Origin of the sequence: Klebsiella aerogenes KCTC 2190 (assembly GCF_000215745.1) — a bacterium.
GTDB classification, from domain to species: Bacteria; Pseudomonadota; Gammaproteobacteria; order Enterobacterales; family Enterobacteriaceae; genus Klebsiella; species Klebsiella aerogenes.
In genome coordinates this window covers 2,320,806-2,336,168 of the sequence record NC_015663.1, presented here as the reverse complement: position 1 = coordinate 2,336,168, position 15,363 = coordinate 2,320,806, and the positions used below count along the sequence as shown (strand labels likewise).

Here is a 15,363-nt window from a genome sequence, read left to right as displayed (position 1 = left end):
TTCCCCTTAATCACGAATACCGGAAGCCGAGAGCGCCACCACTTTGCGAGCATGGTCGATAATCGGTCCATCGATCATCTTGCCGTTCAGCGATACCACGCCAAGACCTCGCGTTTCGGCTTCTTCCGCCGCGGCAATCACTTCCAGCGCGTAATCGACCTCTTTGCGCGTCGGGGCATAGACCTGATGCAGGAGTTCAATTTGTCGTGGGTTAACCAACGATTTGCCGTTAAAACCGAGGTTTTTGGCCAGATTCGCTTCCGCCAGGAAGCCCTCTTCGTTATTGATATCCGACCACACCACGTCATAGGCGGCGATGCCGGCAACGCGCGCGGCATGCAGTACAGCGCAGCGGGCGTAGAACAGTTCAGTACCGTCGCCGCGGGAGGTGCCCATATCCATGACGTAATCGAAGGCCGCCAGCGCGATCGCCGCCAGACGCGGGCTGGCGCGGGCGATCTCCACCGCGTTCACCACGCCCAGCGCCGACTCGATCGCCGCCATTAACTTGGTGCTGCCCACTTCCCGGCCGCACTCGCGTTCAATCCGCTCAACATGCGCTTCCAGCTCATGGATATCTTCTTTGCTGTCGGTTTTCGGCAGACGCACCATATCCACGCCCGCGCGGACTACCGCTTCAAGGTCGGCGAGACCGAACGGCGTATTCAGCGGGTTAATGCGCACCACGGTTTCGATATCCTGATACAGCGGATGCTGCAGCGCCTGATGCACCAGCAGGCGGGCGGTATCTTTTTCGCGTAGCGAAACGGCATCTTCAAGGTCGAACATCACCGCATCGGCGCCGTAAACGAATGAAGTGCTTAACATGGCGGCATTAGCGCCAGGGATGAACAGCATACTGCGACGTGGTTTCATAGCTGGCTCCATTGTAATTGGGACTGTTGCGCCGCGCGCAGCGCCGCGGCCTGTACGCGGGCCCGCAGTACGCACTCCAGCGCGCCTTTATCATCGACCACCACGTTGGCCTGCTTCACGCCAAGCTGCGCCAGCGTTTCTCTGACTACCTGCTCAATTGCGGCGCCAAACTGCTGTTTCACAATGCTGTCGATTTCCAGCTGAATGCCCGGCTGCGCCGCCGGTCCAATCCTGACCATCACATCGCTGGATTCCAGCGTGCCGGCCAGGGCGTCAATCTTCATTTCCATAGGGGAAAATCCTTAGTTAGGGCATAAAAATCAGGCGGTTTGATGTTCGCTTTCCGCCAGTTGCATCAGAAAAGAGAGGGTCCCCGGCGGTACCAGCGCCGCGACCGCCTGCCAGTTGCGCTGTCGATAGAGTTCGCGCACTCGGGAGGCCGACACGGGTCCGCCATTTTTTTCGATTCGCGCCAGCTCAACCACTTCAATGGGCGGCGCGTCGCCTGGCGCTTCCAGCAGGGACTTCATGCGCTGGTTGTAATTACGGGTCAGGGGACACAGCGGCTCGGTGCCAACAAAGCGATGGGTAATCTGTAGCGCCGGGGCCAGACGCTCGCGGAAGAGCTGTAGGTCAATCTGGCTGTGGCAGTCATCAACCACCCCCTGCTCTTTCAGGAAATAGCCGGGGAACGTCGCCCGCGAGATCAGATACGCCGAACCAGGATGCAGCGTCACCTTATCGATGCCGGCAATCCCCTGTTCAATGAGTTTGAAGCGATCGTGATAGGAAAAGCAGGACGCATCTTCTTTGACCACAAACAGATGTAGCCAGTCGCACTGGCTGGCCGCCTGTTCCACCAACCAGCGGTGGCCAAGGGTGAAGGGGTTGGCGTTCATCACGATAGCGCCGATTTTTCTTCCCGGCTGACAGTACATCGCCAGCTGTCGGCAGTAACGAGTCAGTCGTTCGCGGCTATTTTCCATTAGCACGGCGCGGTCGCCCGCCTGGGCTATCGGCCAGAAGCCGGCGCCGGAAAATAACGCGGCATTGCAAGGTTTAGTGAACAAAAACAGTTCGCTGCGCCCCAGTTCATAGGCCAGCGTCAGGAGCTCGGTCAGTAATTTAAGGCTCAGCCCTTCCCCCTGCAGCGAGGGATCGATGGCAATACATTTCAGCACATTGCCGGCGATAGCACCGCAGCCGACCAGCCGCTGTTGATACTCGGCGACGATCGCCATTTCACAATCGGTTTCTAACGACAGTTGATGCTGGCGAAGAAACCGATCGATCACATCTCTGCGCGGTTTATCTTTTAATAGCTGAACGCGTTTTAATATCAGAGTCATTTTTAGCGCTTCGTTATTCCAAAACGAACTGTATTTCGCCAGCGTTCGACTGTTGATACTTGTATTTAAGTCACAGTTTTCCTCGTGGCTTAATTGGCTTTATGGTTTTTATGTTGTTAATTAATTCAGCATCATTAAACCAATTAAATTAATAAAAAACACGAGTATTCAGTGAAGGTAATCACACCTTACCACTAAAGCTATTTATTACTATGCGCCGGTATTATTACTCCATCAATAAACAGGAAAACGTTTATGACTAACATGAGTCAGGCTCCGGCGACGGAGAAGAAAGGCGTTAGCGACCTGCTGGGATTTAAAATCTTCGGTATGCCGCTTCCCCTTTACGCGTTTGCGTTAATTTCGCTATTACTTTCACATTTTTATAACGCTTTACCCACCGACATCGTCGGCGGTTTTGCCATCATGTTTATCATCGGCGCTATATTCGGTGAAATTGGCAAACGCCTGCCAATATTCAACAAATATATAGGTGGTGCTCCAGTAATGATTTTCCTGGTAGCCGCTTATTTTGTTTACGCCGGTATTTTTACGCAGAAAGAAATCGATGCTATCAGCAACGTTATGGATAAGAGTAACTTCCTTAACTTATTCATCGCGGTATTAATTACCGGAGCAATTCTGTCGGTGAACCGCCGCCTGCTGCTGAAATCACTGCTCGGCTATATTCCAACCATCCTGATGGGCATTGTCGGCGCGTCTATTTTCGGCATCGCTATCGGCCTGGTGTTCGGCATTCCGGTGGATCGCATCATGATGCTGTACGTCCTGCCGATCATGGGCGGCGGCAACGGCGCGGGCGCGGTTCCGCTGTCGGAGATCTATCACTCCGTCACCGGTCGTTCTCGCGAAGAGTACTACTCAACCGCTATCGCTATTCTGACCATCGCTAACATCTTCGCCATCGTCTTTGCCGCCGTCCTCGATATCATCGGCAAAAAACACACCTGGATGAGCGGCGAAGGCGAACTGGTGCGTAAAGCCTCGTTCAAAGTCGAAGATGACGAGAAAGCGGGACAAATCACGCATCGTGAAACCGCCGTCGGTCTGGTGCTTGCCACGACCTGTTTCCTGCTGGCGTATGTCGTCGCGAAGAAAATCCTGCCAAGCATTGGCGGCGTTTCGATTCACTACTTCGCGTGGATGGTGCTGATCGTTGCAGCGCTGAACGCCTCCGGCCTGTGTTCACCGGAAATCAAAGCCGGCGCCAAGCGTCTGTCTGATTTCTTCTCTAAACAGCTGCTGTGGGTACTGATGGTCGGCGTCGGCGTCTGCTACACCGACCTGCAGGAAATCATCAATGCCATCACCTTCGCTAACGTCGTTATCGCCGCCATTATCGTTATCGGCGCAGTGCTCGGCGCGGCGATTGGCGGCTGGATTATGGGCTTCTTCCCAATTGAATCAGCGATCACCGCTGGCCTGTGTATGGCTAACCGCGGCGGATCCGGGGACCTGGAAGTTCTGTCCGCCTGTAACCGTATGAGCCTTATCTCTTATGCGCAAATCTCCTCCCGTTTGGGCGGCGGTATTGTGCTGGTCATCGCCAGCATCGTGTTCGGCATGATGATTTAACCCACACGCACGATGGCGCCGTTGAGCGGCCGAAGAAGTTGACCCAGTCAGGGACCAGCGCCGGGGGCGGCTGCGGGAAATCCACCCTGCTCCTTAGCCGGAAGCGTCGACAAGCTCGCCAACCAACGCGCCATCGTGCCCTTATTCGAGATTTTTTATGACTGATGCCGTTCTGTTAGGCGAAGGCTTCACCCTGATGTTCCTCGGCATGGGCTTCGTGCTGGCGTTTCTGCTGCTGCTCATTTTCGCCATCCGGGGAATGTCTCTCGCCGTTACCCGTCTGTTCCCTGAGCCGCCTGCCGCGCCCAAACCGGCGCCTGCGGCCGTCGCGCCCGCCGACGACTTCGCCCGTTTAAAGCCGGCGATTGTCGCCGCCATTCACCACCATCGCCGCCTTAATTCTTAATTCACGGAGGAATTCATGACCGTTGCCATTACCGATGTCGTCCTGCGCGACGCCCACCAGTCCCTGTTCGCCACCCGTCTGCGTCTCGACGATATGCTGCCCGTTGCGGCTGCGCTCGACGACGTCGGCTACCGCTCCCTCGAATGCTGGGGCGGCGCCACCTTTGACGCCTGCATCCGCTTCCTCGGCGAGGACCCGTGGGTCCGCCTGCGCGAGCTGAAAAAGGCGATGCCGAAAACCCCGCTGCAGATGCTGCTGCGCGGCCAGAACCTGCTCGGCTACCGCCACTACGCCGATGACGTGGTGGAGCGCTTTGTCGAGCGCGCCGTCAAAAACGGCATGGACGTGTTCCGCGTCTTTGATGCCATGAACGACCCGCGCAACATGCAGGCCGCCCTGCAGGCGGTCCGCCGCCACGGCGCCCACGCCCAGGGCACCCTCAGCTACACCACCAGCCCGGCGCACACCCTGCAGACCTGGCTCGACCTCACCGAACAGCTGCTGGAGACCGGCGTCGACTCCATCGCCATCAAGGACATGTCCGGCATCCTCACCCCGCATGCCGCCTTTGAGCTGGTCAGCGAAATCAAAAAACGCTATGACGTCACCCTGCACCTGCACTGCCACGCCACCACCGGCATGGGCGGAGATGGCGCTGCTGAAGGCCATTGAAGCCGGCGTCGACGGCGTCGATACCGCCATCTCCTCGATGAGCGCCACCTATGGCCACCCGGCCACCGAAGCGCTGGTGGCCACCCTCGCCCGGCACGCCGTACGACACCGGCCTCGATATCCACAAGCTGGAGAGCATCGCCGCCTACTTCCGCGAGGTGCGCAAAAAATACCACGCCTTCGAAGGCCAGCTGAAAGGCACCGACAGCCGCATCCTGGTCGCCCAGGTGCCGGGCGGGATGCTCACCAACCTTGAAGGCCAGCTGAAGCAGCAGAGCGCCGCCCACCGTCTGGATGAGGTACTGGCGGAAATCCCCCGCGTGCGCGAGGACCTCGGCTTCATCCCGCTGGTGACCCCGACCTCGCAGATTGTCGGCACCCAGGCGGTGCTCAACGTGCTGGGCGGCGAACGCTACAAAACCATTGCGAAGGAGACCGCCGGTATTCTGAAAGGCGAATACGGCCACACTCCGGCCCCGGTTAACGCCGCCCTGCAGGCGCGGGTGCTCGACGGCGCCGACGCCGTCACCTGCCGCCCGGCGGATTTACTCAAGCCGGAGCTGGCGGAGCTTGAAGCCGACGTCAAACGCCAGGCGCAGGAGAAGGACATCACGCTTGCCGAAAACGCCATCGACGACGTGCTCACCGTGGCGCTGTTCCCGCAAATCGGCCTGAAGTTCCTCGAAAACCGCCACAACCCGGCGGCCTTTGAGCCGGTGCCGCAGGTGGAAGAAGCAAAATCTGCCGCGCCGGCAAAAGCCGCCGCCTCCGGTATCTACACCGTCGAAGTGGAAGGCAAAGCCTTCGTGGTCAAGGTCAGCGACGGCGGCGACGTCAGCCAGCTGACGACGGCCACCCCGTCTTCCGCACCGGTTCAGGCTGCCGCCCCGGCCGGCGCCGGCACCCCGGTGACCGCGCCGCTGGCGGGCACCATCTGGAAGGTGCTGGCCAGCGAAGGCCAGGCGGTGGCGGAAGGCGAGGTGCTGCTGATTCTGGAAGCCATGAAGATGGAAACCGAAATCCGCGCCGCGCAGGCCGGTACCGTACGCGGTATCGCGGTGAAATCCGGCGATGCGGTGGCGGTCGGCGACACCCTGCTGCAGCTGGCGTAAGGACGAGGAGCGCAAATGGAAAGTCTGTACGCCCTGATTCAGGGCATGGGGCTGATGCATCTGCAGGCCGGCCAGGCGGCGATGCTGCTGGTCAGCCTGCTGCTGCTGTGGCTGGCGATTGCGAAAAAGTTCGAGCCGTTACTGCTGCTGCCGATTGGCTTCGGCGGCCTGCTCTCCAATATCCCGGAGGCCGGGCTGGCGCTGAGCGCGCTGGAAAACCTGCTGGCCCATCACGACCCGGTCCAGCTGGCGGTGATTGCCGCGAAGCTCAACTGCGCGCCGGACGTCCACGCCATCAAGGAAGCGCTGGCGCTGGCCCTGCCGTCGGTACAGGGGCAGATGGAGACGCTGGCGGTGGATATGGGCTACTCCTCCGGAGTGCTGGCCATCTTCTATAAGGTGGCGATTGGCTCGGGTATCGCGCCGCTGGTGATCTTTATGGGCGTCGGGGCGATGACCGATTTCGGCCCGCTGCTGGCCAACCCGCGCACCCTGCTGCTGGGGGCGGCGGCGCAGTTCGGGATCTTCGCCACCGTGCTCGGGGCGCTGACGCTGAACTACTTCGGCTTCATCCACTTCACCCTGCCGCAGGCGGCGGCCATCGGCATCATCGGCGGCGCCGACGGCCCGACGGCCATCTACCTGTCGAGCAAGCTGGCGCCGGAGCTGCTGGGGGCCATCGCGGTGGCCGCCTACTCCTACATGGCGCTGGTGCCGCTGATCCAGCCGCCGATCATGAAGGCGCTGACCAGCGACAAAGAGCGGAAGATCCGCATGGTGCAGCTGCGTACGGTGAGCAAACGCGAGAAGATCCTCTTCCCGGCGGTGCTGTTGCTGCTGGTGGCGCTGTTGCTGCCGGACGCCGCGCCGCTGCTGGGGATGTTCTGCTTCGGCAACCTGATGCGCGAAAGCGGCGTGGTGGATCGGCTGAGCGATACGGTGCAGAACGCGCTGATTAACATCGTCACCATCTTCCTCGGGCTGTCGGTGGGGGCCAAACTGGTGGCGGACAAGTTCCTGCAGCCGCAGACGCTGGGGATCCTGCTGCTGGGGGTGATCGCCTTCTGCGTGGGCACCGCCGCCGGGGTGATCATGGCGAAGCTGATGAACATGTTCAGTAAACACAAGATCAACCCGCTGATTGGCTCGGCAGGGGTGTCGGCGGTGCCGATGGCGGCGAGGGTGTCCAACAAGGTGGGTCTGGAAGCGGACGGGCAGAACTTCCTGCTGATGCACGCGATGGGCCCGAACGTGGCCGGAGTGATCGGCTCGGCGATCGCCGCCGGGGTGATGCTCAAGTACGTGCTGGCGATGTAAGCCGGCATCCTTCCCGGATGGCGGCTTGCGCCTTATCCGGGCTACCGGTCCGCTCCGGTTTGTAGCCCCGGTAAGCGCAGCGCCACCGGGGAGAGGTTCCCGGATGGCGGCTTGCGCCTTATCCGGGCTACCAGTCCGCTCCGGTTTGTAGCCCCGGTAAGCGCAGCGCCACCGGGGAGAGGTTCCCGGATAGCGGCAGGCGCCTTATCCGGGCGACCACACCAGCGCCCGATTCAATGGTTTTGAACGGGTGCTTTTCTGAAATTATTGGATCTGTGTGCCATCTGGTAGCACGCAGGCCGCCAAACGAGGAAACTAACTATTTAATGTCTATCGGCCCTATGTCTACCCGCAAAATCACCCACTGGTTTGCAAGGCGATCCTTTCAAAACCGCATCTTCCTGCTGATCTTATTTACCTCGACCGTCGTCATGTTGGCCATGTCCTGGTATCTGACAGACATTACCGAGGAACGTCTTCATTACCAGGTCGGGCAACGGGCGCTGATTCAGGCGATGCAAATTTCGGCGATGCCGGAGCTGGTGGAAGCGGTCCAGAAACGCGATCTCGCGAGAATCAAAGAACTTATCGACCCCATGCGTTCATTCTCTGACGCCACCTACATTACCGTTGGCGATGCGCAAGGCCGACGTCTGTACCACGTTAACCCTGATGAAATCGGCAAATCGATGGAGGGGGGCGATAGCGATGAGGCGCTGTATAACGCCAAAAGCTACGTCTCTGTGCGCAAAGGTTCATTAGGATCATCGTTACGGGGTAAATCGCCGATTCAGGACGCCAACGGGAAAGTCATCGGCATCGTGTCGGTCGGCTATACCATCGAACAGTTAGAGAACTGGCTCAGCCTGCAGATAAGTTCGCTACTGATCCCGATGGCGATTATCCTGCTATTACTGCTGTATTGCGCCCGCCGCTTCTCGTTGCATATCAAAAAGCAGATGCTCAATATGGAGCCCCAGCAGCTATCGCAACTGCTCATCCAGCAAAGCGTGCTCTTTGAATCGGTGTTTGAAGGGCTTATCGCCATAGACTCAAACTATAAAATAACCGCGATAAATCAGACCGCCCGCCGTCTGCTTAATCTGAGCCAGCCAGAGCCTACGCTAATCGGCAAAGGGATCAGCAGCGTTATTTCGCAAGAGGCCTTCTTCTACGATGCGCCTCACGAGAATAAGAAAGACGCGATCGTCACTTTTAATCAGATCAAAGTGATCGCCAGCCGTATGGCGGTGATCTTAAATAATGCGCCCCAGGGATGGGTAATTAGTTTTCGTAGCAAAGATGATATCAATACCCTCAGCCTGCAGCTCAGCCAGGTGCAGCAGTACGCCGATAACCTGCGCGCCGTACAGCATGAACACCGTAATTTGATCTCGACTATCGCCGGACTGCTGTTTCTCAAACGCTACGATCACGCATTGGATCTGATTCAGCAACAGTCAGAAAGCCACCAGAAGGTGCTCGATTTTATTGCGCGTAATTTCCAGGATAATCACCTTGCCGGGTTACTGATCGGTAAATATTACCGGGCCAAAGAGCTCGGCCTTGAACTGGTGTTCGACCCATCCTGTTTCGTCGATAAACTTCCCGGCGCGCTTTCGCACAGCGAATGGATCTCGATCGTGGGGAATCTTCTCGACAACGCCTACAATGCCACTTTGCGCCAGCCGCTGGGATCGAAACAGATCGAATGTTTGATTAACAGCGATGGTCATGAACTGATTGTCGAGATCGCCGATCAGGGTTGCGGCATTGACGAGGCGCTACGCGATCGGATCTTCGAACGCGGCGTCACCAGCAGCGCCAGCGGCGATCACGGTATTGGGCTCTGGCTGGTACGCAGTTACGTAGATCAAGCAGGCGGCAGTATCGTCGTCGAAAATAATATTCCTTTTGGCACCATCTTTACTCTTTATATCCCCCTGACCCGAGATGAACATCATGGATAGCATCACTACTCTTATCGTTGAAGACGAACCTATGCTGGCGGAAATCCTGGTGGATACCATCAAACAGTTCCCCCAGTTCAACGTTATCGGCATTGCGGATAAACTGGAAAGCGCAAAAAAAATGCTGCGTCTCTACCAGCCGCAGCTGATCCTGTTAGATAACTTTCTCCCTGATGGCAAGGGATTGGATCTGATTCGCCACGCCGTCAGCACCAACTACAAAGGGCGAATCATTTTTATTACCGCTGATAATCATATGGATACCATCAGCGAAGCCCTGCGTCTGGGGGTATTTGATTACCTGATTAAGCCGGTGCACTATCAACGTCTACAACACACCCTGGAGCGCTTCGCCCGCTACCGCAGTTCACTGCGATCAAGCGAACAGGCCAGCCAGACCCACGTCGACGCCCTGTTTAATATTCAGGCCCGCGAGCAAACAGAGCCCGCTGAAGCGCCGCTACGCGGGATCGATGAAAGTACCTTTCATCGTGTGCTGCAGCTGTTCTCTGACCCGAAAGTGGTGCATACCGCTGACTCTCTGGCTCGCATCCTCGGCAGCAGTAAAACCACCGCCCGCCGCTATCTGGAACAAGGCGTCAAAAACGATTTTCTGGAAGCGGAAATCAGTTATGGCAAAGTCGGCAGGCCGGAGCGTATTTATCGCGGCAAGCATCCCTACCCGGAGCATGCCTGAAACACTTACTCGAGGTTATAGCTGACGATCATCTGCCCTTTTTTCATTTTCAGCTGGCTGATAACAATATTCCCCAGCGCCGCCAGACTGGCAACATGGGTACCGCCGCAGGGATAAGCCGGCAAATCGCCAAATCCCACGGCGCGCAAGCCATTAGCGAAGATGATGCGGCGCGGTAAATCCTGCTGCTGCCACGCGCTCACCTGTGTCAGCAATGCGCTGGCTTCCGGTAATACGGCGCCAGCGCCGGCAGCAAACGTAATCCGCCCCTCTCCAGGCCAGTGATGCGCCTTCACCGGTCGCCAGCCTAACTGCTCACCTGCCAGTCCCAGCAAATGACCGGCTGAGTGCAGACGGGCATGTAGCTGCCGCGCAGAGGCATCAATTCGTATCTTCACCTCGCCCAGCGGCAGCGGCTGCTCAACGATATGCAGTACGCTATCGCCGCGCGTAGCGACCGTCATTACGACCTGCTCGTCGATCCAGCCGCTATCCGACGGCTGGCCGCCGCCCTGTGGATGAAACAGCGTACGATCAAGTTCAATAGCGTAACGGCCATCGGCTTCGGCGCGACAGCCGATAATCTGTGCGCGCCCTTCGGTGGCGTCGCTGGCGTAATAAACACGTTCAGTCATGGTTGTTCTCCTCTCTGTCAGCACAGTATATTGATAATATTGACAGCGATAATATCCTCTACAACCAATGCACTTTTGCTCCAAGGGCACAAATGAATTTGAACCTTCTACCTGACCTCGCCCTCTTTGTACAAATTGTCGAGCAAGGCAGCTTTTCCGCCGTCGCCCGCCAGAACGGCCTTACCCCCTCCGCCGTGAGCCGCAGCGTCTCGCGGCTGGAGCAGGAGATGAGCTGCAAGCTGCTGCACCGAACCACCCGCAAACTACGGCTGAGCGATGCCGGGAAAGCGGTGTATGAACCTGCGCTTGAAATGCTGGAAGCAGCGCGACAGGCCATGGACTCCGCCGGGAGTACCCAAACGGTGGCTCAGGGCAAACTGACCCTGAGCGTGCCGAAGGCCGTCGGACGCTTTGTCATCCATCCGCTAATGATGAGCTTTTTCAACCAATATCCGCAGGTAGACGTCTGCTTACGGTTGGAAGACCGCGACCTTGATTTTATCGATGACGGCATTGATCTGGCTCTACGCATCACCCATAGCCCCTCCCCTGGCCTGCATGGCAAACCACTGATGCCGATCGCGCATCTCATCTGCGCCACTAAGGAGTATTTACAGCGCCACGGTACGCCGCATACCCCGCAGGATCTGCGCGCGCATAGCTGCATCAGCCTTGGCGAAACGCCCGCCGACGCGCGGTGGAAATTTCGTCGCGAAGGCAAAAGCGAAACGGTGCAGACGCATGGGCGCTACGCCGCTAACCACACCGCCGTGCGTCTCGATGCCGTTAAGCAACATCTGGGTATCGGCAGTCTGCCGCTGTTTACCGCTCGCGAAGCGCTGGCAAAGGGTGAAATTGTGCAAGTGCTGCCGGAATGGGAATTTATCAGCAGCTATTCCGGCAATCTGTGGTTGTTATGGGCAGGCCATAAGCATATGCCCGCCAGGATGCGGGCAATGATTGATTTTCTTAGCGAGAAGGTGCCGGCGCTGAACGCAGGCAACACATTGTCAGCCGCCAACTAAAACGTGTTCATATTTTCCAGAAGCTCATCTGCTGACAGCAAAATAGCTGCCAGCAGGGATTGGAATCAATTAATGGCCGTTTATTAATTGATTTTTATTATAATTAATAAGGCCACCTGCTTTGATAATATCTTGTTCTGATGAAGTTAATTTCTCCATATACAGCGTTATCTGCTGCACCGGGCGATGGTCGCTAACGACAAAAGCGGTGATATCACTTAACTCGCCCTTCAGCGCGCTTTTTATTGCCGGGATATAGATAAAATCGCCGACCTCGAAATCAGGCGCCTCTTTCATCTGCAGCGGCAGCATTCCCCAGTTAATCACATTGGAACGATAGCGCTTGGTCGCGTACTCCTGACAAATATTTGCCAACCCGCCAAGTACTCGCTGGCAGCTGGCAGCCTGCTCTCGCGCCGAGCCATCACCGGGTTTCACCGCATAGATCATGCTACCGATCTCCGTCTGTGCCGCGGTAATATTTTCCTGGCCCGGCAGTTGCCGTATCTGGGAAAATATATTTTCCAGCTGTGGATTTAAACGGCAAAGATCTTCACCTTTGACGCGTTGTTGCTCGATGGCGGCAATTTTTTTAGCCCGCTCCACATACTGCGGATCGCGTCGGGAAAGGGTAAATTCCGCCAGGCCTAATGGGTTTGAACGAAACGATGATGTTTCACCTGATGGTATCAGTTCGTCGGTAGTGGTCACCGGATCCATTATTTTTGAAGTAACGGCTAACAGAATATTATCCGTTAACGCATTCATTTTCGGCCAGTCTTTGATATTTGGGCCATAGATCAGCGGTTGCTGCGTAACACCTTTAACGAATCCTTGATAAACCCGGCTTTTATAGGGGGAAACATCAAATTCATATTCCTGAGCTTCGTGCCAACAATCAAGCTCCGCCGCCGAGGTTAACAATCCCCCGTTAGCGGCCGTCGCGGCAATTGAACGCGCATCCATCAGCGCCACCGCTGACATTTGCCCATTTCCAGGCTTGGAACCTTCACGGTTCGGAAAGTTACGCGTCGTATGACGGATGCTCAAGCCGTTATGCATCGGGGTATCGCCGGCGCCAAAGCAAGGGCCGCAGAATGCGGTACGAATAATGGCGCCCGCGCTCATTAAATCATTGATCATCCCCCTTTTCGTTAACGCCATCAGCACCGGCTGAGAGGAAGGATATACAGAAAGCGAGAAAATATTGTCGCCACAGGAATGATGCCTCAGGGCATTAGCCGCCTGCGCCACGTTGACATAGTTTCCTCCCGCGCAACCAGCAATAATCCCCTGCTGAACGCGTAATTTGCCATTCTCTATTTTGTCCAACAGAGATAGCTTCGCGCGCCCCAGCGAGATTTTCTCAGATTCAATTTCAACTTCGCGTAAAATATCCGGCAAATTCTGATTAAGCGTATCAATTTCATAGACATTGGCAGGATGAAACGGTAGCGCGATCATCGGCTTGATAGTGCTTAAATCGATCTCAATGCAGCCATCGTAGTAAGCCATCTCTTTGGCTGACAGCGCCCGATAGTCTTTCTCTCTACCATGAAGCCGCAAAAAGTTTTTCGTCTCTTCATCAGTCTGCCAGATGGAGGATAAGCAGGTGGTCTCAGTAGTCATGACGTCAATACTGTTTCTATAGTCGGTCGACATACTGGCCACGCCGGGGCCGACGAACTCCATCACTTTGTTCTTCACATAACCGTTTTTGAATACCGCGCCAATTACTGCCAGCGCTATATCCTGAGGGCCAACGCCAGCGGCAGGTTTGCCGGTTAAATACACCGCGACGACCTCGGGATAATCAATATCCCAGGTGTTTCCCAGTAGTTGTTTAACTAGCTCACCGCCGCCTTCACCGACGGCCATCGTCCCCAGCGCGCCATAACGCGTATGGCTATCCGAGCCCAGTATCATTTGGCCACCGCCGGCCATCATCTCGCGCATGTATTGGTGAATAACGGAAATATGCGGCGGTACATAAATGCCGCCATATTTCTGTGCTGATGTAAGACCAAAAATATGATCGTCGCTGTTAATGGTACCGCCCACTGCACAAAGTGAATTGTGGCAATTGGTTAAAACATACGGCAAGGGGAAGCGCGTCATTCCAGAGGCCTTGGCCGTCTGGATGATGCCCACGAAGGTGATATCATGGGAAGCCATGGAATCAAACTTTATTTTTAATTTCTGTTCATCGCCAGAAATATTATGTGCTGACAGTATTGACCAGGCGATGGTTCCCTTCCGCGCAATTTCTTTAGCGACAGGATTTGCGCACTCCTCTTCCGGAATGATCCCGTACTGATGGGATAAATATACCCCACGATCGTGTAATTTGATCATGACTAGCATCCTTTAAGATAGATTAAATAATAACGGTGTTCTTTTATTCGTGACTCTACGAATAAAAAGGAAAGAATATCGGCAGCAAAATAAAACTGACAATTACCGAGATGACAATCAGAGGTAATCCGACTCTGACATAATCCATAAACCGATATCCCCCGGCGGAAAAAATCATCATATTCGCCGGCGTGCCAACCGGCGTCGCATAGGCACATGAACAGCCAATGACAATAGCCATCAACACCGCTCGCGGATCAGCGCCCATTGAATTTGCAATAGACAGGCCAATGGGAATAAGCAAGGCCGCCGTTGCGGTATTCGACATAAAATTGGTTAATACGCAGGAAATAATCAAAACGGCACTTAACAATAAGAACGGTGAAGCCTGTTGACCAAGCAGATCGATAATTGAGCGGGCCATGATTGCACCAGCGCCAGTGGTTTCGAGTGCTTTCGCTAAAGCTAATGTGCCGCCAAAAAGGAAAATCGTCTGCGAGTCAATTGACTGGTACGCTTGTTTTTCAGTAATCACGCGTGTAATAACCAAGAATAAAGCGCCAATTGAACCGATAATCGCAATCGGCAAACCAATGACGTTCTCAAAAATCATCCCCAGTACGGTAAATACCAACACTAAAACAGCAATTACTTGCTTATATTTTGGACAGTCAACTTTCCTGCTCTTTTCTGATTTCCCCGCAGTACTCACAGATTGCGCTGGCAACAGTTTATAACCGATGGTCAAAAAGTAGATGATCCCGCAAAGCAGCATGGGGATACCCAGTTTGGCATACTCGAAAAAACCGAAGCGCTGCCCGACTTGCTCCAGAGCTGACTGGGCGATCAGATTACCCGGCGAGCCAATAAGCGATAAGTTTCCGCCCAACGCTGAAGCAAACGCCAATGGCATCAACAAACGGGATTGCGCATAGCCGGACTTAACCGCGGCACCAATGACCACCGGAATCAGTACCGCAGCTGTTCCCGTATTAGACAGAAAACCAGAGAGTATTCCGCAAACCAACATAATAATAACGATGAGCTGCTTCTCTGAGCGAGCGTAACGGGTAACGATTCCGCCAATTTTATCCGTCACCCCTGTCTCAAATAAGGCGCCGCCAACCACGAACATTGCCACAAATAAAATAACGTTCTGATTAATAAAACCCGCAAAAGCCGTTTTTACATCAAAAACGCCTGTTACGACTAAAGTAATACAGACGATCATAGCCGTAGCGGCCAGAGGGATTTTTTCCCAAACAAACATCACAATTGAAAATAACAACAGTGACAATGTAATTGCTACTGGTGACATAAAGATATAACACCTCTTTTCAGCGTGTGAATTTA

12 protein-coding genes and 1 pseudogene are annotated in these 15,363 nt (G+C 55.4%); 7 read left to right on the top strand and 6 right to left on the bottom strand.

Features of this window, described 5'->3' with window-relative positions; translation table 11 throughout:
* Positions 1 to 6 precede the first annotated feature (6 nt).
* Genes citE through citC form a run of 3 tightly spaced genes read right to left on the bottom strand, consistent with a single transcriptional unit; the run spans position 7 to position 2,225 of the window.
* Positions 7 to 876, bottom strand: coding sequence for a citrate (pro-3S)-lyase subunit beta (citE, locus tag EAE_RS11175; protein WP_015704363.1), 870 nt, complete (start codon positions 874 to 876; stop codon positions 7 to 9).
* Positions 873 to 1,166: a citrate lyase acyl carrier protein gene (gene citD / locus EAE_RS11170; protein ID WP_012542888.1), complete on the bottom strand. Its 294-nt coding sequence runs from the start codon at positions 1,164 to 1,166 to the stop codon at positions 873 to 875. The genes citE and citD overlap by 4 nt, the downstream gene beginning before the upstream one ends.
* A gap of 30 nt (positions 1,167 to 1,196) precedes the next feature.
* Positions 1,197 to 2,225 carry a [citrate (pro-3S)-lyase] ligase gene (gene citC / locus EAE_RS11165; protein ID WP_015704362.1) on the bottom strand — a complete coding sequence of 343 codons (1,029 nt, stop codon included), beginning with the start codon at positions 2,223 to 2,225 and terminating at the stop codon, positions 1,197 to 1,199.
* A gap of 255 nt (positions 2,226 to 2,480) precedes the next feature.
* Between citC and citS the strand changes: the two genes are divergently transcribed.
* From citS to citB, 6 genes and pseudogenes are all read left to right on the top strand, one after another.
* Positions 2,481 to 3,821, top strand: coding sequence for a citrate/sodium symporter CitS (gene citS / locus EAE_RS11160; RefSeq protein ID WP_015704361.1), 1,341 nt, complete (start codon positions 2,481 to 2,483; stop codon positions 3,819 to 3,821).
* 157 nt (positions 3,822 to 3,978) lie between these two features.
* Complete coding sequence (locus tag EAE_RS11155) at positions 3,979 to 4,227, top strand: oxaloacetate decarboxylase subunit gamma (protein WP_015703617.1); 249 nt, start codon at positions 3,979 to 3,981, stop codon at positions 4,225 to 4,227.
* A 15-nt stretch (positions 4,228 to 4,242) separates the two neighbouring features.
* Positions 4,243 to 6,011 (top strand): annotated as a pseudogene (oadA, locus tag EAE_RS11150) (sodium-extruding oxaloacetate decarboxylase subunit alpha).
* 15 nt (positions 6,012 to 6,026) lie between these two features.
* Positions 6,027 to 7,328 carry an oxaloacetate decarboxylase subunit beta gene (locus tag EAE_RS11145; protein ID WP_015704360.1) on the top strand — a complete coding sequence of 434 codons (1,302 nt, stop codon included), beginning with the start codon at positions 6,027 to 6,029 and terminating at the stop codon, positions 7,326 to 7,328.
* Between the two features lie 341 nt (positions 7,329 to 7,669).
* A complete protein-coding gene (citA, locus tag EAE_RS11140) occupies positions 7,670 to 9,298 on the top strand; it encodes a citrate sensor histidine kinase CitA (RefSeq protein WP_015704359.1) in 1,629 nt (542 codons plus the stop codon).
* Positions 9,291 to 9,995, top strand: coding sequence for a citrate response regulator transcription factor CitB (gene citB / locus EAE_RS11135; protein ID WP_015368314.1), 705 nt, complete (start codon positions 9,291 to 9,293; stop codon positions 9,993 to 9,995). The genes citA and citB overlap by 8 nt, the downstream gene beginning before the upstream one ends.
* Before the next feature lie 5 nt (positions 9,996 to 10,000).
* Here citB and EAE_RS11130 read toward each other — a convergent pair whose 3' ends face one another.
* A complete protein-coding gene (locus EAE_RS11130) occupies positions 10,001 to 10,630 on the bottom strand; it encodes an alanyl-tRNA editing protein (protein ID WP_015368315.1) in 630 nt (209 codons plus the stop codon).
* A gap of 92 nt (positions 10,631 to 10,722) precedes the next feature.
* On the opposite strand from EAE_RS11130, the gene EAE_RS11125 reads away from it, so the two are divergent.
* Positions 10,723 to 11,655 carry a LysR family transcriptional regulator gene (locus EAE_RS11125; protein ID WP_015704358.1) on the top strand — a complete coding sequence of 311 codons (933 nt, stop codon included), beginning with the start codon at positions 10,723 to 10,725 and terminating at the stop codon, positions 11,653 to 11,655.
* Positions 11,656 to 11,724: 69 nt separating this feature from the next.
* Here the strand turns inward: EAE_RS11125 and EAE_RS11120 are convergent, their stop codons facing one another.
* Both EAE_RS11120 and EAE_RS11115 read right to left on the bottom strand, forming a co-directional pair.
* Positions 11,725 to 14,010: a hydratase gene (locus EAE_RS11120; protein ID WP_015704357.1), complete on the bottom strand. Its 2,286-nt coding sequence runs from the start codon at positions 14,008 to 14,010 to the stop codon at positions 11,725 to 11,727.
* Between the two features lie 55 nt (positions 14,011 to 14,065).
* Entirely contained in the window at positions 14,066 to 15,328 is a 1,263-nt protein-coding gene (locus EAE_RS11115; RefSeq protein WP_015368318.1) for an SLC13 family permease, read from the bottom strand.
* Between the last annotated feature and the right edge of the window lie 35 nt (positions 15,329 to 15,363).